Source organism: Saccharopolyspora antiqui (assembly GCF_052246905.1).
In the GTDB taxonomy this organism is placed as follows: Bacteria; Actinomycetota; Actinomycetes; order Mycobacteriales; family Pseudonocardiaceae; genus Saccharopolyspora.
The window spans coordinates 29,010-47,766 of record NZ_JBQQBO010000025.1; the positions used below are offsets into that span (position 1 = coordinate 29,010).

Here is an 18,757-nt window from a genome sequence, read left to right on the forward strand (position 1 = left end):
GACCGCAGCGTTCGAAACCAAGTGTGCCCGGCCCTGTTGGTATATTCCAGCCGCCACGCGGCCCAGTCGTGGACACAGTTGCAGCACGCCCCGGCATCACCGACGTGATACCCGGCCGGTAGGAGTCCACGCGGATCGGGAACGCCGGGCGTTATTTCAGCATCCGGCGAGCGGCGAAGCCGCCACCACCAAGCACGGTGATCCTCCGCGGATACGCGAACGTCGTCCCGGCGAACGGTCCCGGACATGATGTCGGGAATCCCGCAGCCAGGACGACGCCCGATGTGCCAAGTTCGCTCAGCGGTCCGCGCGCAGTGGGCTCGCGGCGTGCCGCCAGTTGACGGTCGGCCGCATCGCGGCGACGTCGACCCGGTCCTGGTACTTGTCCGCCACCCGGAACAGCGACTCGATGAGCGTGTTCGACAGCAGGTGCGGCTGCAGACCCAGGTCGATCAGACCGGTGTGCTTGACGTTGTAGTAGTGCTCGCCCTGCTCGACCCGCGGGTTGTCCAGGTACTCGATCTCCACCGGGCCGTCGTAGCTGTTGGACACGATCTTGGCGATCTCGCCCACCGAGTACTTCTCGGTCATCTGGTTGAACACCCGGAACTCACCCCGGTCGGCCGGGTTCTCCGCGGCCAGCCGAATGCACTCGACGGTGTCCCGGATGTCGATCAGGCCGCGGGTCTGGCCGCCGGTGCCGTACACCGTCAACGGGTGGCCGAGCACCGCCTGGATGACGAAGCGGTTGAGCACCGTGCCGAAGATCGCGTCGTAGTCGAACCGGGTCGCCAACCGCTCGTCGCGCACGGTCTGCGGCGTTTCCTGCCCGTAGACGACGCCCTGGTTGAGGTCGGTGGCGCGCAGCCCCCAGATCCGGCAGGCGAACTCGATGTTGTGGCTGTCGTGCACCTTGCTCAGGTGGTAGAACGAGCCGGGCTTCTTCGGGTACAGCATCCGGTCGGTCCGGCCGTTGTGGGTGACTTCCAGCCAGCCTTCCTCGATGTCGATGTTCGGCGTCCCGTACTCGCCCATCGTGCCCAGCTTGACCAGGTGGATCTCCGGGTCCACCTGCTGGATCGCGAACAGCACGTTGAGGTTGCCGATCACGTTGTTCTGCTGGGTGTACACCGCGTGCTTGCGGTCGATCATCGAGTACGGCGCGGCCCGCTGCTCGGCGAAGTGCACGATCGCATCGGGCCGGAAGTCGGCGATCATCTCGACCGTGAAATCGCCGTCGACCAGATCGCCGTAGTAGCACTTGATGGACTTGCCCGAGACCTCCCGCCAGGCGTCGAGGCGGACCTGCATGGGCTCGATCGGAACGAGGCTGTCCACTCCCATCTCGTGGTCGTAGCCCCGGCGGGCGTAGTTGTCGGCAACCGCGACCTCGTGGCCGCAATCGGACAAGTGCAGAGCGGTCGGCCAACCGAGGTAGCCGTCCCCCCCGAGGACGAGGATTCGCACGCCTTCACTCCCCTATTCGAACTTCGGCGCCGTCGCGTACGCCGCGCGGCAAGGACAACAGGGCGCACCGCCTGCGACGGCGTCACCCGTTGGATACAACACGGGGCATGGTCTCATCTCTTGACCATGTCACGAAGCGCTCCCCATTTCGTTGCTCCTGACTGGGAATTAGCTGGGAATCCGGACTGGGTATGGTTCGACCGGAGCAACCCGAACGGCTGGAACGGAGACGGCATGGTGCAGCGAACTGCGGAAAGCACCGGTGCTGGCCGCGGCCGATATTGGCGGTTGCTCAGCCGATTCGCGGCCGCATCGGTGGTCGCCACCGCAATAAGCCAACTCGTTTTTTTGTTGTCTTACTCACTCGGTGCCTCGGCGGTGTTGGCCACCGTGTTGGCCTGGTTGGCCGGTGCGATCCCGAACTTCGTGCTCAACCGGCGAACCTGGGGCGGCGGTGGCCGGGCCGCGCTGCGCGGCGAGGCCCTGCGCTACGGCGTGATCTCGGTGGGCACCGCGCTGCTGGCCGCGCTGGCCACGCACCACGCCGAAACCCTGGCGCACGCGCTGTTCCCGGACGCCCGGACCGGACAGGTAGCCGTCGTCTGGGGCTCGTTCGTCGGCACCTACGCGGTGATGTTCGTGGTCAAGTTCTTCCTGATCGACCGGCTGGTGTTCACCGCTCGCCCACCGCAGCGGGCTCGTTGATCGGCTCGCACTGCGGCGCGCTCACCCGGCGTTCCCGCCACCAGGTGCCGAGCACGACCCGCGAGTAGCGGTAGCCGTACAGCAGGTTGTTGCCCTTCTTGCTCACCCCGGCGGTGCGCGCCAGCATCCGCATCGGCTGCTCCTGCACCCGGTAGCCGTGGCTGAGCACGCCGACCAGCAGCTCGGAGGACTGGTACTGCGGCTGTTCCAGGGTCACCGAGTTCGGCACCTCGGCCCGCATGCCGCGGAACCCGAAGGAGGTGTCGGTGATGCGCTGCCCGGTCAGCGCGCTGACCAGCCAGGCGAACACGTAGGTGCCGATGCGGCGGATCAGCGCCGGTCGCTCGTTGCTGCCGAGCCGCCGGGATCCGGTCACGAAGTCCGCCCGGCCGTCGATCAGCGGCCGCAGCAGCTTGGGGAGTTCGGCGATGTCGTACTGGCCGTCCGCGTCGGTGGTGACGATGTAGCGCGCCCCGCGTTCGGCCGCCAGGCGGTAGCCCAACCGCAGCGCGGCGCCCTGCCCCCGGTTGGTGGGTGCGACGCAGGTCTGCGCGCCGTGCTTCAGCGCGATCTCGGCGGTGCGGTCGGTCGCTCCGTCGACCACCACCAGCGTGTCGACGTCCAGATCGCAGCTGCGAGCGGGAATGCCGTCGAGCACGTCACCGAGCGACTCCTCCTCGTTGTAGGCGGCGATCAGCACGACCACGGGAGCGAACCGCTGGTCGCCGTAGCGGGCGGAGTAGTCGTCCAATGCGGCCCGGTCCACCTCTGCTGGGCAGGTCGTGGGCATCTCACTCTCCTTCGGGGGTGTTGGTCGCGAGTGACCGCGGTCGTTGCCACGACCACTAACGACGCTGCGTCGGCTGGTCAGCGCGGTCGCGCCCAAGGCGCCGGCCAGCGGTATCAGCACCAGACCGGGCAACTGGTAGCGCCAAGAGAATTCCATCGCCGCGGCGGTGGCCAGCACGGTGGTCGCCATACCGGCGCACAGCAGGCTGGCCGCGCGCAGCCCGGAGCCCCAGGCCCGGCCGACACCGAGCACGGCCAACGCGGCGATCGCGAGCGCACCGCCGAGCACGATGCCCGGGGTGTAGCCGCCGCCGAGCTGGTAGGCGCGCAGGAATCCGGCCAGCTGCGGGTCGACCGACAAGGTGCCGTTGTCGTAGAGCTCACTCCACTCCACGACGTACCAGTCGTCGGCGTACATCGGGTAGGTCTGCTGGAACTGCCAGCGGTCCAGCGGCACGTCGCCGGTGGTTTGGGTGCGGGTTGGGGCGAAGCCCTTGAAGAAGTCCTCGACCACTCCGCCGACCACGTCCAGCGGTTGGTGCAGCAGCACCTTGCGGGTCAACGAGCTCTGCGCGGCGGCGACGTCCATGTCCTCCGGCAGGAACTTCGCGACGTTCTCCGGCACGTTCCAGAAGTGGATGTAGAAGTCGATGCCGTTGCGGGCCCGCTGGTCGAGCGGTTCGGCCGGGCAGACCCGCCGTTCCTGCGACGTCAGGTCGAGCTGCTCGCAGTGCGCGACGACCGCGGCGCGGCCGTAGAGGGCACCGCCGCCGGATCCGCCCACGCCGAACGAACCGGTCCACGCCAGGTGGTACAGCGAATAACCGAACACGCCCGCGGCGAACCCGCCGACCAGCGCGGCGCTGGCGATCAGGCGCCGCCGCCAGCCGTCCTTGGGCCGCCAACCGGTGGCCAGCAGCACGAACACCGCGGCCGGAACCACCAGCGTGAGTCCGACGACGCGCACCGTCACCGCCGCGGCCAGCACGATCCCGGCCACCGCGGCGAGTTTCGGACCCGGCGCGCCCCACCAGGTCAGCACGTAGATCACGGCCAGCAGCAGCACCTGGAACAGCAGGTCCGACATGATGTTCTGCTCGATCTGCAGCTGGTAGGCGTCCAGCAGCACCGGCGCCGCGGCCACCGCCGCGAGCCACGGCCGGACGCGGAATCGCCGCAGCAGCACGTAGATCCCGACGCCGAGGCCGAGACCGAGCAGGTGCTGCACCACCACCACGAACGTCAGGCTGCCGACGGCGAGCAGCGGCCACAGGAACACCTCGTAGCCGACCGGGTTGATGCCACCCGGGAAGAACGCGCCGACGTCGTCGAGGTAGCGGAACGAGTCGATGTAGAGCAGTGCGGGCCGGTACGCCAGCTGCACGACGATCCGCAGCGCCAGCCCGGCGAGCACGAACAGCGCCAGCAGCCAGTGCCGACGGAGGATGCGCGTGAGCGCGGCGCTCATCGCCGCTCGCGGCGGAAGTCCGCCCAGACGGTGCGCAATCCATCGGTGAGCTCGACGTTCGGGGTGTAGCCGAGTTCGCGCGCCGCCTTGGCAACGTCCACGATCACCGCGGGCATCTCGCCGTTCTTGGCGGGCACGTGGGTGACGGGCACTTCTTCGCCGGTGGCCGCGCGGACCGCGTCGATGAGCTCAAGCACCGAAATCGAGTGCCCGGAGCCGATGACCGCGGTGCCGGTGTACTGCTTGTCCCATGCCGCCAGCATGCCCTGCACGACGTCGTCGACGTGCACGAAGTCGCGGCGCTGCGCGCCGTCGCCGTAGACCTGGACGCCGCTGCCGGCCAGCGCCGCACGCATCAGCCGGGGGATGAAGCTGTCCTTGTGCCCCATGCCGGGGCCGTAGATGTTGGTGAACCGCAGCGCGCAGGTGGCCATGCCGTACGCCCCGGCGTAGCCGGAGAGCAGCATCTCGCACGCCGCCTTGGTGGCGCCGTAGGGCGTCAGCGGACGCAGCGGCTGCGCTTCGGAGATCGTGCCGTGACCAATGTCACCGGTCACCGCGTTGGTGGAGGCCAGCATGAACTGGCCGACCTCGCGGCGGCGGGCGAGCTCCAGCAGTTCCTGGGTGACCGCCACGTTGTTGGCGTAGGTCTCGTCCGGCTGGTCCACCGAACGCAGCACCGAGGTGATCGCGGCCAGGTGGATGATCCCGGCGCCACCCGCCGCAACCGCGGCCTCCCGCACCGCGGCGTCCCGCAGGTCGCCTTCCAGGTAGGTCACCAGGTCGCTGCGCAGCTCGGCGGGCGGGGCCTGCAGGTCGACGATGGTGACCGGGGTTCGGCGCGCCAGGAAGGCGCGCACCACTGCCCTGCCCACGAAGCCGGAACCACCGGTCACGACAACACGATCGGCCTGGGCAGTGTCTGCTGCGGGAGGAATTACGCTGCTTGGCACGCGCCAGACTCTAACCGCCGCCGCAGGCCCTCCGGTCCACACCTGTCCCGAACCGCGACACCCGCGTTATCGACCGAGATGTTCCCTAAGTCCGTTCAGACCGGTTCGATACACCCCTTGGGCGAAGGTCTGGTCCATCCGCTGCTCGTCCGCGGCGTCGGCGTCGAAATTCGCGAACCACTCGACGAAGCTGTGCCCGGTGTCGGTGATCGGCGCGACGCGGATGGTGGCGCGGTAGCTGCGCACCGGGAAGGGGCTCGTCACGAACTCGTAGGTGTAGCTGCGGTCGACGTCGTCCAGCGCGATCAGCCGCTCCCGGACCGCTGCGCCATCGCCCAGGGTCAGGTGCCGGACGCAGCCCACCGCGTCCGCCGGGCCGCCGCCCTCGATCTCGCTCGCTCGGATGCCCGGATGCCAGACCACCAGACCGTTGAAGTCGCGCACCGCCTGCCACACCTGCTCGGCCGACGCCTCGATCACCGCGCTCGCATAGGACTTCGCCACCGCTTCCTCCTCTTCTCCACCAAACGATTCCAACGGGAGGCCTCAGAACCGGAGGTTCGTGAAGGCCTTCGTCTGCTCGGTCAGCGCTTGCTCGGTGGGCAGTCGCTCCATGCTGCTCGCGCCGTAGAAACCGTGGCAGCGCTTGGTGCGCGACAGCACGTACGCGGCGTCTTCGGGCATCGAGATCGGCCCGCCGTGGCAGAGCACCAGCACGTCGTCGCGCACCTCGCTGGCAGCCTGCGCCCATTCGTCGATCAGCGCCACGCAGTCGTCCAGCGATTTGGCGGTCTCGGCGCCGATGGCACCGCCGGTGGTCAATCCGAGGTGGCACACGATGATGTCCGCACCGGCCTCGGTCATCGCCCGAGCATCGGTGCTGGAGAACACGTACGGCGTGGTGAGCAGGTCGGCGTCGCGCGCGGCGGCGACGAGTTCGACCTCCAAGCCGTAACCCATGCCGGTTTCCTCCAGGTTCGCCCGGAAGGTGCCGTCGATGAGCCCGACGGTCGGGAAGTTCTGGATCCCGGCGAACCCGAGGTCGCGCAGCTCGGCCAGGAAGCGATCCCGCAGCATGAACGGGTCGGTGCCGTTCACCCCGGCCAGCACCGGGGTGCGCCGCACCACCGGCAGCACCTCGCGGGCCATCTCCACCACGATGTCGTTGGCGTTGCCGTAAGCCAGCAGTCCGGCCAGCGAACCCCGCCCCGCCATCCGGTAGCGGCCGGAGTTGTAGATGACGATCAGGTCGATGCCGCCGGATTCCTCGCACTTGGCGGAGAGCCCTGTGCCCGCGCCGCCGCCGACGATCGGTTCGCCGCGCTCGACCTTGGCGCGCAACCCGCGCAGCACTTCGGCGCGCTCGAATCGACTCATCGTGCCTCCTGACGAGCAACATCGCGGAACGCCGCGATCAGCGCGGCGGCGAACTCCGGATCGTTGACGTTGTGCGGTACTCGCTGGACCTGCCGGTCGGCGGTCTGCTTCAACTGGCCCTCCAGGGTGTCGAAGAGCACCGCATCCGCCTCGGGATCGTAGAAGGGCTGACCCGGTGCGTCCAACATGGACACTCCGCCGGTCGGGAGCAGCAACCGCACCGGCCCTCGACAGGCGTTGAGCTTGGCGGCGATGAACTCGGCGATCAGCCGACATTCGGCAGCGGTCGTGCGCATCAGCGTGACCTGCGGATTGTGCACGTACAGGTGGCGATCCCGGTACTGCGGCGGAACCGTTTCCAGCGCACCGAAGTTCACCATGTCCAGGGCGCCGCACGAGCCGACGTAGGGCACCTCGGTCCGCGCGATGGCGTCCAGGCGCTGCTGCCCCGCGCTCATCACACCACCGGCGATCAGGTCGCAGACCTCCGTGGTGGTGATGTCCAAAACCGCGCGGACCAAGCCGTCGTCGACGAGCTTTTCCATGGCACGACCGCCGGTTCCGGTCGCGTGGAACACCAGCGGGTCGTAATCGGCGGCCAGTTGTTCGGCCACCGCGGTCACGCACGGCGTGGTGACGCCGAACATCGACAGCGCCACGGCCGGTTTGTCCTCGGCGGGCGGCACCGGACGGGTCGCGGCGCCGAGCAGTGCGTGCGCGGCGTTTCCCAGCACCTGGCGGGAAATCCGGTTCAACCCGGCGACATCGGTGACCGACGGGAACATCGCGATGTCGGTCGCGTCCACATAGGGCGAAACGTCCCCGGAGGCCACGGTGGACACCATCACCTTGGGCACGCCGACCGGTAATGCGCGCATCGCGGGCGTGATCAGCGCGGTGCCGCCCGATCCGCCGAGCCCGATGATCCCGTCGACGTCCCGATCGGACAGGAACCGCTCGAACGCGGTGGCCATCGCGACGACGGCGGAGCCGCGATCGCCGGTGAACACCGCGGCGGCGCCGTCCGGGTGGTGCGCGGCGACCGCGGCGGCCGACACATCGGCATCGGAGGTCCCACCGCTGGTGGACAGGTCCACGGTGACCACCGGATGCCCGCGGGCGACGAGCCCGGCGACGTAGTGCAGCTCCGCGCCTTTGGTGTCGAATGTTCCGACAACGTACGCGCTGCCCATCGCGACCTCCGCTGCTCGGCATCGAAGCAACCCCGCGAGACTCTACTGTTGATCTCGCCGCAGCACAGCCCGTTGCCCAGGCGATTTCGTCAGCGGCGCCGCTGCTTGGGGACGTGGCCGAGCCGACGGGAGTGCGCGTGGGTCGCCTGCACCCACTGCGCAACCGCCGGGCGCGTGATCAGGACCATCAGCGTGATCACGACGGCCGCGAGCACGATCCACACCAGCAACGTGGCGAAGTCCGCGCCGTCCTCGCCCAGCCCGCGCACCGAGCGGAACGCACCGAACGCGACGACCGCCATCGTGGTCCAACCGGCCAACGCCATTCGCGCGGCACTGGGAAACCTCGGGTGCAGCAGCCCCACCACGCCGAGGGCGTGCATCGCACCGACCCCACCGACGATGAGCGTGAGCAGCACCACGACGATCTCACCGCCACCGCTGGCCCCGCTCAACCCGACGACCAGGGTGTAGACGGCGACCCCGAGGATGATCAGCGCGACGAGCCCGCCGAGGACGGCGGCCGCGAGCACCACCCCTGGCCGCGGCGGAGCTTGCGGCCCGTACTGGGGCTGCTGGGGTTGGGGTGGTGGCACCGGACCACCCGGCCCGTGACCCTGCGGATACCTGTTCCCCTGCCAAGGCGGTTGGGACATGGCCACACTCCTGCTCAAGTGCTCGGGTGCTCAAGTGCTCGGGCGCCGCTGATCCACCGCAGATCCTAACGAATCAGGCCACCCGAGAAGACCAGATCGGCCAAGGAGAAGCACGTTGCCTCGGCGGGACAACGATTCCCGACAACGGGTCCGCACGACGAACGACCCCCGGCGCGGTGCCGGGGGTCGTTGTCGGCTCGGGTCAGTGGCTCTTGCCGCCCTTGCCGAAGAACTTGTTCTTGACCTGGTCGATCTTCTCCTTGTTCTTCGGGTCGGAGGCGTACTTCTTGGCCTGGTCGATCACCTTGCGCCCCTGCGGGCTGCTGGCGAACTCGGTGACCTTCTTGAACAGCGACATCTTTGCTCCTGGCGGGTCGGACTCGTGGGCGGTTCGGAGTACCGGCTCCTCCCAGGCTACCGACAAAACGGGCGCGCTTCAGCCGAGCGCCGACCACCGAGTCGGACGAAATCAACCGGGCACCGGCATCGGCGTCCAAGACACCTGTCCCAGACGTTCGTGCTGCGTGCCGGTTCGTGGCGATTTCGCGCGAAAATCGCCACGCTCCAGGCCAAGTACCACGCTCCAGGCCGGAGGCAGGCGCCGAGGTTCAGCCGAGCACGCCGCTGATCGAGGCGTGGCCCTTCAGCAGGTTGCGGGCCACCGTGCGGCGCTGGATCTCGTCGGTGCCTTCGAAGATGCGCAGCAGTCGCAGGTCGCGGTACCAGCGCTCGACCGGCAGTTCCTTCGTGTAGCCCATGCCACCGTGCATCTGCAGCACCCGGTCCACGATCTCGCCCGCGCGGGTGGCCCCGAACAGCTTGGCGATCGACTGCGCGTGCCGCGAGTCCAGACCCTGGTCGACCTGCCAGGCCGCCTGCAGCACCAGCCAGCGCAGCGCCTCGATCTCCACCGCGGAGTCGGCGATCATCCACTGGATGGCCTGGCGCTCGGCGATCGGCTTGCCGAAGGTCTCGCGGGTCTTGGCGTAGTCCATTCCCATCTCGACCAGCCGTTCGCAGGCCCCGAGCGCGTGCGCGGGCAGCAGGTAGCGGCCGCGGCCGATCCACTGCATGGCCAGCGCGAAGCCCTTGCCGACCTCGCCGAGCACGTTGCTCGCGGGCACCCGAACGTTGTCGAACACCAGCGCGGCGGGTTGGCGCTCCAACGGGCCCATGATGTCGATCGGCTCGGACTTCCAGCCCATGTCCCGGTCGGCGAGGAAGCAGGTGACCCCGCCGTTGGCCCGATCGGTGACGGCGAAGACCATCGCGAAGTCGGCGTCGATGCCGCCGGTGATGAACGTCTTCTCACCGTTGATCACCCACTCGTCGCCGTCTTGGACGGCGGTGGTGCGCAGGTTCCTGGCATCCGATCCGGCACCCGGCTCGGTGATCGCGAAGCACGACTTGCGGGTGCCCTCGATGGTCGGCAGCAGGTAGCGCTGCTTCTGCTCCTCGTTGGCGTAGTACAGGATGTTGTCGGCGTAGCCGCCGAACCGGAACGGCACGAAGGTGCGGCCGAGCTCGATCTCGATCAGCGCGGTCAGCACCGCCGACAGGCCCATCCCGCCGTACTCCTCGGGCGTCTGCACGCCCCAGAACCCGGACTGCTTCGCCTTGTCCTGCAGTTCGCGCAGCTCGTCCCTGGTCAGGCCGCGTTGCCCGGCCCGCTCGCGACGCAGCACCTCGGGTTCCAGCGGCACCAGCTCGCGCTGGACGAAGTTGCGCACCCAGTCGCGGATGTCGCGTTCGGTGTCGGACAGCGAGAAGTCGACCATCGCCGGATTCCTTTCAGTGCAGCCGCATAACTAACGACGTTAGTTTTATGGCAGCCTAAGACCGTCCCGGCGAGCGCCGCAAGGGACCCGACGAGGAGAGAACGTGCCCAGACCAGCCACTCCCCGGCTGTCGCCGGAGCGCATCCAGCGGATCGGGCTGGAGATCATCGACACTGACGGCCTCGACGCGCTGTCCATGCGCCGCCTGGCCGAGCGACTCGGCGTGCGCGCCGCATCGCTCTACAACCACGTGTCGACCAAGGAAGACCTGCTGCACGAGATCGCCGACGGCGTGATGGCCGCGGTGGACGTCTCCGGCTTCGACGCGGACTGGACGACCGGCCTGCGCACCTGGGCCCGCTCCTACCGGGCGGCCCTGATCTCGCACCCGAACCTGGTCCCGTTCCTGGCCTACGGCCCGGCCCGCCGGGAGATCGCGCTGCGCGCCGCGGACGCGGTGCACGGCGGCCTGACCAGCGCGGGCTGGCCGCAGCGCTACGCCACGATGATCGGTGCCTCGACGAAGTACCTGGTGGTCGGCTCCGCGATGGGCTCGTTCAGCGGCGGCTTCCCAGACGACGCGGCGGTCTACGACGACCGCTTCCCACACCTCAACCGAGCCCACCTGCTCCGCGAACACGCGGCGGAAATAGACGCGGACAGCTTCGAACTAGCCCTATCCGCCCTGATAGACGGCCTGCAGAAGCAGTACCGCGAACTGAGCGACGAGCGGATGCGCCGCGAGCCCCAGGCGTCGCTGGAAGACCCGGCCGATGTCGCAGAACTGAACGCAGCCCGCGACGACATGGGATCCGGCGACGCCTGGTGACGCGAACGGACAACTCACTCAGTCCACTTCGGGTAACCCCTTTCGGAGGAGACACAAGTCGCGGTCAAGCCAGTCCGAGATCACTCACTCGTCCGGTTGACTTGGGTCGTGTTCGGTTCGTAGCGTCCTGGGCGCACAACCGAATACCGCGCCGATGACGTCGTGCGGGAGAGACTCCGCCCGCGAGGTGGAGCGCCGAAGGAGCAACACTCCCCAGCAAACTCTCAGGCACCGGCACCGCACGACACCAGGCGAACACGGAGAAAAGCAGAAGCGCAGGCTTCTCGCCCACGGTGCAAGCCACCCCTGGGGGTGGCGAAACTCTCAGGCCAATGACTCCGGGGAGACCCGCCCGACCAGCGCAAGCCCGTGCAGGTCCCAAGCCCGTGCAGGTCGGAGTCGAGGTGCCCCCGATAAGGTTGGGCGCAGTGAGCTGACCGGCCCTCGACTGCCGACCGGTGCCCACCAGGAGGAGTCTCACCATGTCGTCGCCTCGGCGAACGCCCCTGCACCACGTGCACGAAGCCCTCGGTGCGACCTTCACCGAATTCGCGGGCTGGCAGATGCCGGTGCGCTACTCCGGCGACATCGCCGAGCACAACGCGGTCCGGGGCAGCGCCGGACTGTTCGACCTGACCCACATGGGTGAGATTCGCATCAGCGGGCCGCAGGCCGCCGAAGCGCTGGACCACGCGCTGGTCGGGGCCGCGTCGGCGATCAAGCCCGGCCGCGCCCGCTACACGATGATCTGCAACGACTCCGGTGGCGTGCTCGACGACCTGATCGTCTACCGGCTCGACGAGCAGGAGTTCCTGGTGGTGGCCAACGCCGCCAACGCGGCCCTGGTGTCCGCCGAGTTGGCCGACCGGGTCGGCGGGTTCGACGCCGAGCACCGGGACGTCTCCGACGACTACGCGCTGATCGCCGTGCAGGGCCCCAACGCCGTCGCGATCCTCGCGCCGTTGACCGACACCGACCTCGACGAGGTCAAGTACTACGCGGGCTACCGCAGCCAGGTGGCGGGCCAGGACGTGCTGCTGGCGCGCACCGGCTACACCGGCGAGGACGGCTTCGAGCTGTTCACCGCGCCCGGCGACGCCGAAGCGGTCTGGCAGGCGCTGACCGAGTCCGGCGCGCGGCACGGCCTGCTGCCGACCGGGCTGTCCTGCCGCGACACGCTGCGCCTGGAAGCGGGCATGCCGCTGTACGGCAACGAGCTGTCCGCCGACCTCACGCCCTACCACGCCAACCTCGGCCGGGTGGTCAAGCTCGACAAGCCCGGCGACTTCGTCGGCAAGGCCGCGCTGGCCGCCACCGCCGAGAAGCCCACCGAGCGCACCCTGGTCGGGCTGAGCACCGAGCAGCGCCGCGCGCCCCGGCACGGCTACCGCGTGCTGGCCGCCGACGGCGCCGAGGTCGGCGTCGTCACCAGCGGCGCCCCGTCCCCGACCCTGGGCCACCCGATCGGGATGGCCTACGTGGATCGCGACCACAGCGAACCCGGCACCCAGTTGCAGGTCGACATCCGCGGTAGGAACGTCGCGGTGCAGGTCGTCGAGCTGCCGTTCTACCGCCGCGAAGCCTGACGAGATCGAACATCTGGAGGACACTTGCGAGACATTCGTCATCCCCTCGCACGGGTCCGACCGGGTGCGGGTGTCCCGCAATACACAGGAGGCAACATCATGTCGACACCGGACCTGTTCAACGACCAGCTGGCCGCGGTGGATCCGGAGGTGGCGGTGGCGGTGGGCGCTGAGTTGCACCGCCAGCAGTCCACGCTGGAGATGATCGCGTCGGAGAACTTCGCCCCGCAGGCGGTGTTGGAGGCGCAGGGTTCGGTGCTGACCAACAAGTACGCCGAGGGCTATCCGGGCCGCCGCTACTACGGCGGCTGCGAGCACGTCGACGTCATCGAGCAGCTGGCCATCGACCGGGTCAAGGAGCTCTTCGGGGCCGCGTTCGCCAACGTGCAGCCGCATTCCGGCGCGCAGGCCAACGCGGCGGCGATGTTCGCGCTGCTCAAGCCGGGCGACACCATCATGGGCCTGGACCTGGCCCACGGCGGGCACCTCACCCACGGGATGCGGATCAACTTCTCCGGCAAGCTCTACAACGTGGTGCCGTACCACGTCAGCGCCGAGGACCACCGCGTCGACATGGACGAAGTCGCCCAGCTGGCCCGCGAGCACCAGCCCCAACTGATCATCGCCGGATGGTCGGCCTACCCGCGCCAGCTGGACTTCAAGCGGTTCCGGGAGATCGCCGACGAGGTCGGCGCCTACCTGATGGTCGACATGGCGCACTTCGCCGGACTGGTCGCCGCCGGGTTGCACCCCAGCCCGGTGCCGCACGCCCACGTGGTGACCACCACCACCCACAAGACCCTCGGCGGGCCGCGCGGTGGCGTGATCCTGTCCTCGGATCCGGAGTTCACCAAGAAGTTCAACTCCGCCGTGTTCCCCGGTCAGCAGGGCGGGCCGTTGGAGCACGTGATCGCCGGGAAAGCGGTGGCGTTCAAGATCGCCGCGACGCCGGAGTTCAACGACCGGCAGCGGCGCACCGTGGAGGGCGCGCAGATCCTGGCCGGGCGCCTGCTGGCCGACGACGCCGCCCAGGCCGGGGTGCGGCTGGTCTCCGGCGGCACCGACGTCCACCTGGTGCTGGTGGACCTGCGGGATTCCGAACTGGACGGCAAGCAGGCCGAGGACCGGCTGCACGAGATCGGCATCACCGTCAACCGCAACGCCGTGCCCAACGACCCCCGTCCGCCGATGGTGACCTCGGGGCTGCGCATCGGTACCCCGGCGCTGGCCACCCGGGGCTTCGGCAAGGAGGAGTTCACCGAGGTCGCCGACATCATCGCCGAGGCCCTGAAACCGGGCTTCGACGACACGACGAGCGCGAAGCTGCGCTCCCGCGTCGAAGCGCTCGCCGCCAAGCACCCGCTGTACCCGAACCTGTAAGAACCTGTCTTCGAACTCATCTTGCGCAGCGGTGCGGGTGGCGGGACTCAGACGCCGTCTCGGGCTAAGCGGCTGGCGCCGCTTCAAAAGATCAAAGACAGTTGCCAAGTGTGACGCACGACGCCACATTCCGGCCCGCAATGTCCGGAATGTGGCGTTGTGCTAACGGGTCCGAAGTGGACTTGTGCTCGATCGGGCAAACGCTCGATGTCAAGTGGTCCCAACCTCTTGCCAGCATCCACCGAATGTCGCAGTATCTGCGCAGTTTCAGCGAAATACGCTGGCAGTTTAAGGAGTCCACTTCGATGAGCCAACCAGTGGCCGAGGAGTACCGGAAGGATCTGAGTACCCGGCACATCAACATGATCGCGATCGGTGGGGCGATCGGGGTCGGGCTGTTCCTCGGTTCCGGCAAGGCGCTCCACCAGGTCGGCCCGGGCTTGATCCTGATCTACGCGATCGCCGGTGTGATGATCTTCTTCGTGATGCGGGCGCTCGGCGAGTTGCTGATGTACCGCCCGGTCAGCGGATCTTTCGCGGAGTACGCGGGCGAGTTCGTCGGGCCGTGGGCGAAGTTCGCGGTCGGCTGGGGGTACTGGCTGGTCTGGATCGTCACCGGCATGGCCGAGATCACGGCGGTCGGCGAGTACTTCCAGTTCTGGTTCCCCAACGTTCCACAGTGGATCCCCGCGCTCGGGGCGCTGATCGTGCTCAGCGGGGTGAACCTGATCGCGGTGAAGCTGTTCGGCGAATTCGAGTTCTGGTTCGCCCTGATCAAGGTGCTGGCCATCATCGGCCTGATCGTGCTGGCCGCGCTGATCCTGGTGTTCGGCTTCAGCGATGTGGGCGACACGGCGGCGGTCAGCAACATCTGGTCCAACGGTGGGCTGTTCCCGAACGGGGCGACCTCGTCGCTGCTGGCGTTCCAGATCGTCATGTTCGCCTTCGTCGGCGTCGAGATGGTTGGCCAGACCGCCAGCGAGAGCTCCAACCCGCAGAAGGTGCTGCCGCGGGCGATCAATTCGGTGATGTGGCGGATCCTGATCTTCTACGTGGGCGCGCTGATCGCGTTGACCGCGTTGGTCCCGTGGACCCAGTTCCCCGCCGACGGCAGCCCGTTCGTGCACGCCTTCACGCTGATCGGCATTCCGGCCGCGGCCGGGGTGGTGAACTTCGTGGTGACCACGGCGGCGCTTTCGTCCTGCAACAGCGGCATCTACTCCACCGCGCGGATGGTGCGCACACTCTCCGAGGACGGCCAGGCGCCGCGCTCGGTGGGGCGGCTGAGCTCGCGGGCGGTGCCCGCGCGGGCCATCGCGGTGACCTTCTGCGCGATGCTGATCGGTGTGGTGCTCAACTACTTCGTCCCGGAGCAGGCGTTCACCTACATCACCAGCGCCAGCACGGTGGGCGCCATCTTCACCTGGGGCATGATCGTGATCGCGCACCTGGGCTACCGCCGCAAGATCGCTCGCGGCGAGATCCAGGCGGGACCGTTCCGGATGCCGCTCGCCCCGTACTCGAACTACGTGGTGCTGGCGTTCCTGGTGTTCGTCGTGGTGCTGCTGGCCTTCGACGCGGAGACGCGAATCGCCTTGTACATCACGCCGGTGCTGGCCGTCGCCGTCGTGATCGGCTACCTCGCGGTGCGCAACCGGCGGCCGGAGCGCGAACTCATCCGCAGGTGAACGTCGTCAACCACTTGAGGATTCGTCCCGACAAAGCACCGGTGCGGATCTTGTAGGGCGGGCACGTTGTTGCCCCATCGCGGGTCGGCGAGGCTCTAGCCATGACGATCTCGCTGGATGCGCTGGTCACGAAGTCCCTCGACCGGCGTCCGCCGACCCGCGATGAGGCGCTCGCACTGCTCACCGACGAACTCGACGTGCTGGATGTGGTGGCAGCCGCCGGTAGGGTCCGCCGGTGCTTCTTCGGCCGCCGGGTCAAGCTCAACACGATCATCAATCTCAAGAGCGGACTGTGCCCGGAGGACTGCAACTACTGCTCGCAGCGGCTGGGGTCCACTTCGGACATCCTGAAGTACTCGTGGGTCGCGCCCGCTGAGGCCGCCGAAGCCGCCGACCGGGCGGCGCGGGCCGGTGCGAAGCGGATCTGCCTGGTGACCAGCGGGCGCGGTCCGGGGCAGCGGGACATCGGCCGGGTCGCCGAGACCGTCGAGGCGATCAAGGCCCAGCAGCCGGATGTGGAGATCTGCGCGTGCCTGGGGCTGCTCGGGGAGGGGCAGGCCGACCGGTTGCGCGACGCCGGGGTGCACGCCTACAGCCACAACCTCAACACCAACGAGTCCCGCTACGCCGAGATCTGCTCCACGCACACCTTCACCGACCGGGTCGACACCGTCCGGCAAGCGACCAGCGCGGGCCTTTCGCCCTGTTCCGGGGCGATCTTCGGGATGGGCGAGTCGGATGCGGACATCGTGGACATGGCCTTCGAACTGCGCGAACTGGATCCGGACTCGGTGCCGATCAACTTCCTGATCCCGATCGAGGGCACCCCGCTGGGCGCCGACTGGCACCTGACCCCGATCCGCTGCCTGCGCATCCTCGCGCTGTTCCGGTTCTGCTTCCCGGACGTCGAGGTGCGCCTGGCCGGTGGCCGCGAAATCCACCTGCGCAGCATGCAACCGCTGGCGTTGCAGGTCGCCAACTCGATCTTCCTCGGCGACTACCTGACCACCGAGGGCCAGTCCGGTGTGGACGATCGCCAGATGATCGCGGACGCCGGATTCACCATCGAAGGCACCGACGAGCGAACCCTCCCCGAAGCCCGCCACGACCTAGTGACGATCCGCCGCCGAGGAGTAGGCACAACCCAACCCACCAACACCTGATCAGGTGAGAGGTGAAGGGCACCTTTGACCGACATAGCCGGTCAAAGGTGCCCTTCACTCCGAAAAAATCACCCTGCGAAGCGGTCGGCCTTCAGGGCGGCGATGAACTTCTTCCACTGGTGGCGGTTGGTGACGAAGTGCCCCGCTGCGCGGTCCTTGGTATCGCGCACCGCAGCTCCGTCGGCGAACCGGCCGACTTCGACGCAGGAGTCGTTTGGATTGGATTTGCTTGATTTTCTCCAGCCGGTGGGTAACGCCGAGGGGGTTGTCATTACCTTCCGCTCCTCTCCAGTTGCTCGGCCACCTCGGTCATGAGCTTGATCGACTCGTCTGAAGACATGACCAACTCGTCGAGCATCGTTAGTGCTTTCCGGTACGCCTCAACATCTTTTTGGTCATAGAGAAAAGCAGGTCCGCGATAGTGCTCAAGGTGGATGATCGGTGCGGCCTTGGCGAACTCGAACAGCACAAAAGATCCGTTGTGCGCCAGGGTCCACTGCTGCAGACGCTTTGGCAGAACGCGCACGATCACACCGCCTGCCTTGGCCGCAGCGACTATGTGTCGCAACTGTTCGGCCATCACCACGGGCCCACCGATGTCGTCGCCCAGCACACGCTCGGAGATGATCGCTTCCAGATTCCCCGAGGATAGGACAGCGCTGCTGCGAGCCATGCGGAGCTCGACGCGGACTTCTCGTTCTTCGCCGCTGAGGCTGGACATGATGTGGCTGGCAAACTCACGAGTTTGCAGTGGCCCTGGGATGACCAGCGGCGCGACATGCACGATGCGTTCGGCCGTTCGCTCGAACTCGGCCAAGTTGAGCAGGTGCTTGTGCAGTCCGGAACGGCTGTTGCCGATGAGATTCGGCTCTGACGACCGCCTCGCCAGCTCCAAGAGCTCCTCGTAGCGCACGACCGAGGCGCCAAGTGCGGTGAGCAGACGGGCGAGCGTGTCCGGAGACGGCGAACGGACACCTGTCTCGTAGCGGGAGACAGCAGCGTGACCGAGACCGATCTTCGATGCCAACTCGCGGACGGTCAACCCAGCTTCTTTCCGCAGTTCGCGGAGCTCTCCACCGAGAATCCGAGCTTGCGGCGAGTGATGCTCGACGTCTCCGGCCATGCAACAAGCATAGGGCGCTGGACCGAATCCGTGATCACTCGACCAGGGAATTGATCAATTGTCTCCGGATGCAAGAGAATGTTCCGGAGACAAGAAAGGACTCGCGCGATGCAGATTTCCTCGGTGGACTGGTCCTGGCGGCCGGTGGGGGTTGGGCGGCACGCCTTCGACGTGGCGAGCAAGAGCCTTGCGCCGGATTCGGCGGTCGTGTCGTTCTGCGGCATCGAGGTCGAGGCTTGGCAGGTGCAGCGCCGTCCACCGGAGTTGGAGTGGATAGCCGAGGACACCTGCATGAAGTGCTGGCGCCTCATCGCCGCCCGCTTCGACTAGTCCCCCAGACGGCCTCGCCGCGTCGGCTTCCCCCGGCCCGCAGCGGCGAGGCTAGCCCGGCCGGAGCGGATCGCGAACCCCCTCCCCGCCCCAGCTCCGGCCAGGCCCCCAACCCGATTCCCCGTGGAAGGACTGCAATGACCGCTCTGCTCGGATCCTTCTTCGTCGTGATCTGCACCGTCGCCGCAGCATTCGTCTGGGTCAGGCGCGGCTCGGGTCAGCGCGCCAGGGCAGGACAAGATGCCACCGGTGTGTGGCAGCTGTGCACGCGG

18 protein-coding genes and 2 riboswitches are annotated in these 18,757 nt (G+C 67.9%); of the genes, 7 read left to right on the forward strand and 11 right to left on the reverse strand.

Going from position 1 to position 18,757, the window contains the following annotated elements:
* Positions 1-297: 297 nt before the first annotated feature.
* Complete coding sequence (locus ACTWQN_RS30315; RefSeq protein ID WP_443207030.1) at positions 298-1,467, reverse strand: NAD-dependent epimerase/dehydratase family protein; 1,170 nt, start codon at positions 1,465-1,467, stop codon at positions 298-300.
* A gap of 234 nt (positions 1,468-1,701) precedes the next feature.
* Between ACTWQN_RS30315 and ACTWQN_RS30320 the strand changes: the two genes are divergently transcribed.
* Complete coding sequence (locus ACTWQN_RS30320; RefSeq protein WP_443207031.1) at positions 1,702-2,172, forward strand: GtrA family protein; 471 nt, start codon at positions 1,702-1,704, stop codon at positions 2,170-2,172.
* Here the strand turns inward: ACTWQN_RS30320 and ACTWQN_RS30325 are convergent.
* From ACTWQN_RS30325 to ACTWQN_RS30360, 8 genes are all read right to left on the reverse strand, one after another.
* Positions 2,141-4,429 carry a glycosyltransferase family 2 protein gene (locus tag ACTWQN_RS30325; RefSeq protein WP_443207032.1) on the reverse strand — a complete coding sequence of 763 codons (2,289 nt, stop codon included), beginning with the start codon at positions 4,427-4,429 and terminating at the stop codon, positions 2,141-2,143. The genes ACTWQN_RS30320 and ACTWQN_RS30325 overlap by 32 nt on opposite strands.
* On the reverse strand, positions 4,426-5,325 hold the full coding sequence (locus tag ACTWQN_RS30330) for an NAD-dependent epimerase/dehydratase family protein (protein ID WP_443207033.1): 900 nt from the start codon (positions 5,323-5,325) through the stop codon (positions 4,426-4,428). The genes ACTWQN_RS30325 and ACTWQN_RS30330 overlap by 4 nt, the downstream gene beginning before the upstream one ends.
* Positions 5,326-5,448: 123 nt before the next feature.
* Positions 5,449-5,886, reverse strand: coding sequence for an SRPBCC family protein (locus ACTWQN_RS30335; protein ID WP_443207034.1), 438 nt, complete (start codon positions 5,884-5,886; stop codon positions 5,449-5,451).
* 42 nt (positions 5,887-5,928) lie between these two features.
* Positions 5,929-6,759, reverse strand: a complete 831-nt coding sequence (locus tag ACTWQN_RS30340; RefSeq protein WP_443207035.1) for a phosphoenolpyruvate hydrolase family protein — start codon at positions 6,757-6,759, stop codon at positions 5,929-5,931.
* Positions 6,756-7,952, reverse strand: a complete 1,197-nt coding sequence (locus tag ACTWQN_RS30345; RefSeq protein WP_443207036.1) for a Tm-1-like ATP-binding domain-containing protein — start codon at positions 7,950-7,952, stop codon at positions 6,756-6,758. Before ACTWQN_RS30345 ends, ACTWQN_RS30340 begins: the two co-directional genes overlap by 4 nt.
* 89 nt (positions 7,953-8,041) lie before the next feature.
* Complete coding sequence (locus tag ACTWQN_RS30350) at positions 8,042-8,608, reverse strand: hypothetical protein (RefSeq protein ID WP_443207037.1); 567 nt, start codon at positions 8,606-8,608, stop codon at positions 8,042-8,044.
* Between the two features lie 202 nt (positions 8,609-8,810).
* On the reverse strand, positions 8,811-8,966 hold the full coding sequence (locus tag ACTWQN_RS30355) for a hypothetical protein (RefSeq protein ID WP_242187607.1): 156 nt from the start codon (positions 8,964-8,966) through the stop codon (positions 8,811-8,813).
* A gap of 250 nt (positions 8,967-9,216) precedes the next feature.
* Complete coding sequence (locus tag ACTWQN_RS30360; protein ID WP_443207038.1) at positions 9,217-10,386, reverse strand: acyl-CoA dehydrogenase family protein; 1,170 nt, start codon at positions 10,384-10,386, stop codon at positions 9,217-9,219.
* A gap of 103 nt (positions 10,387-10,489) precedes the next feature.
* On the opposite strand from ACTWQN_RS30360, the gene ACTWQN_RS30365 reads away from it, so the two are divergent.
* The 5 genes from ACTWQN_RS30365 (at position 10,490) to bioB (ending at position 17,032) form a co-directional block, all read left to right on the forward strand.
* Positions 10,490-11,215 carry a TetR/AcrR family transcriptional regulator gene (locus tag ACTWQN_RS30365; RefSeq protein ID WP_443207039.1) on the forward strand — a complete coding sequence of 242 codons (726 nt, stop codon included), beginning with the start codon at positions 10,490-10,492 and terminating at the stop codon, positions 11,213-11,215.
* 155 nt (positions 11,216-11,370) lie between these two features.
* Positions 11,371-11,465: riboswitch (glycine riboswitch) on the forward strand.
* Positions 11,466-11,564: riboswitch (glycine riboswitch) on the forward strand.
* A 133-nt stretch (positions 11,565-11,697) separates the two neighbouring features.
* Entirely contained in the window at positions 11,698-12,801 is a 1,104-nt protein-coding gene (gene gcvT, locus ACTWQN_RS30370) for a glycine cleavage system aminomethyltransferase GcvT (protein WP_443207040.1), read from the forward strand.
* A gap of 99 nt (positions 12,802-12,900) precedes the next feature.
* Positions 12,901-14,181 carry a serine hydroxymethyltransferase gene (glyA, locus tag ACTWQN_RS30375; RefSeq protein ID WP_443207041.1) on the forward strand — a complete coding sequence of 427 codons (1,281 nt, stop codon included), beginning with the start codon at positions 12,901-12,903 and terminating at the stop codon, positions 14,179-14,181.
* Between the two features lie 305 nt (positions 14,182-14,486).
* A complete protein-coding gene (locus ACTWQN_RS30380) occupies positions 14,487-15,869 on the forward strand; it encodes an amino acid permease (protein ID WP_443207042.1) in 1,383 nt (460 codons plus the stop codon).
* A gap of 101 nt (positions 15,870-15,970) precedes the next feature.
* Positions 15,971-17,032 (forward strand): biotin synthase BioB, encoded by a 1,062-nt coding sequence (gene bioB, locus ACTWQN_RS30385; RefSeq protein WP_443207043.1) that lies wholly within the window; start codon positions 15,971-15,973, stop codon positions 17,030-17,032.
* Between the two features lie 68 nt (positions 17,033-17,100).
* On the opposite strand, the gene ACTWQN_RS30390 is transcribed toward bioB, so the two are convergent.
* Both ACTWQN_RS30390 and ACTWQN_RS30395 read right to left on the reverse strand, forming a co-directional pair.
* A complete protein-coding gene (locus ACTWQN_RS30390) occupies positions 17,101-17,304 on the reverse strand; it encodes a DUF397 domain-containing protein (protein WP_443207044.1) in 204 nt (67 codons plus the stop codon).
* The gene (locus ACTWQN_RS30395; protein WP_443207045.1) at positions 17,304-18,155 is read right to left on the reverse strand and encodes a helix-turn-helix domain-containing protein; all 852 of its coding nucleotides are present in this window, start codon (positions 18,153-18,155) and stop codon (positions 17,304-17,306) included. Before ACTWQN_RS30395 ends, ACTWQN_RS30390 begins: the two co-directional genes overlap by 1 nt.
* A 108-nt stretch (positions 18,156-18,263) precedes the next feature.
* On the opposite strand from ACTWQN_RS30395, the gene ACTWQN_RS30400 reads away from it, so the two are divergent.
* A complete protein-coding gene (locus ACTWQN_RS30400) occupies positions 18,264-18,485 on the forward strand; it encodes an HC3 family zinc finger protein (RefSeq protein WP_443207046.1) in 222 nt (73 codons plus the stop codon).
* The last annotated feature ends 272 nt before the right edge of the window (positions 18,486-18,757 follow it).

What these genes read in the sequence shown, in the direction of transcription:
- ACTWQN_RS30350 (WP_443207037.1), bottom strand. Translation starts at nt 8,608, where the DNA reads ATGTCCCAACCGCCTTGGCAGGGGAACAGGTATCCGCAGGGTCACGGG.
- ACTWQN_RS30400 (WP_443207046.1), top strand. Translation starts at nt 18,264, where the DNA reads ATGCAGATTTCCTCGGTGGACTGGTCCTGGCGGCCGGTGGGGGTTGGG.
- ACTWQN_RS30345 (WP_443207036.1), bottom strand. Translation starts at nt 7,952, where the DNA reads ATGGGCAGCGCGTACGTTGTCGGAACATTCGACACCAAAGGCGCGGAG.
- bioB (WP_443207043.1), top strand. Translation starts at nt 15,971, where the DNA reads ATGACGATCTCGCTGGATGCGCTGGTCACGAAGTCCCTCGACCGGCGT.
- ACTWQN_RS30360 (WP_443207038.1), bottom strand. Translation starts at nt 10,386, where the DNA reads ATGGTCGACTTCTCGCTGTCCGACACCGAACGCGACATCCGCGACTGG.
- ACTWQN_RS30340 (WP_443207035.1), bottom strand. Translation starts at nt 6,759, where the DNA reads ATGAGTCGATTCGAGCGCGCCGAAGTGCTGCGCGGGTTGCGCGCCAAG.
- ACTWQN_RS30380 (WP_443207042.1), top strand. Translation starts at nt 14,487, where the DNA reads ATGAGCCAACCAGTGGCCGAGGAGTACCGGAAGGATCTGAGTACCCGG.
- ACTWQN_RS30390 (WP_443207044.1), bottom strand. Translation starts at nt 17,304, where the DNA reads ATGACAACCCCCTCGGCGTTACCCACCGGCTGGAGAAAATCAAGCAAA.
- ACTWQN_RS30320 (WP_443207031.1), top strand. Translation starts at nt 1,702, where the DNA reads ATGGTGCAGCGAACTGCGGAAAGCACCGGTGCTGGCCGCGGCCGATAT.
- ACTWQN_RS30325 (WP_443207032.1), bottom strand. Translation starts at nt 4,429, where the DNA reads ATGAGCGCCGCGCTCACGCGCATCCTCCGTCGGCACTGGCTGCTGGCG.
- ACTWQN_RS30395 (WP_443207045.1), bottom strand. Translation starts at nt 18,155, where the DNA reads ATGGCCGGAGACGTCGAGCATCACTCGCCGCAAGCTCGGATTCTCGGT.
- ACTWQN_RS30355 (WP_242187607.1), bottom strand. Translation starts at nt 8,966, where the DNA reads ATGTCGCTGTTCAAGAAGGTCACCGAGTTCGCCAGCAGCCCGCAGGGG.
- gcvT (WP_443207040.1), top strand. Translation starts at nt 11,698, where the DNA reads ATGTCGTCGCCTCGGCGAACGCCCCTGCACCACGTGCACGAAGCCCTC.
- glyA (WP_443207041.1), top strand. Translation starts at nt 12,901, where the DNA reads ATGTCGACACCGGACCTGTTCAACGACCAGCTGGCCGCGGTGGATCCG.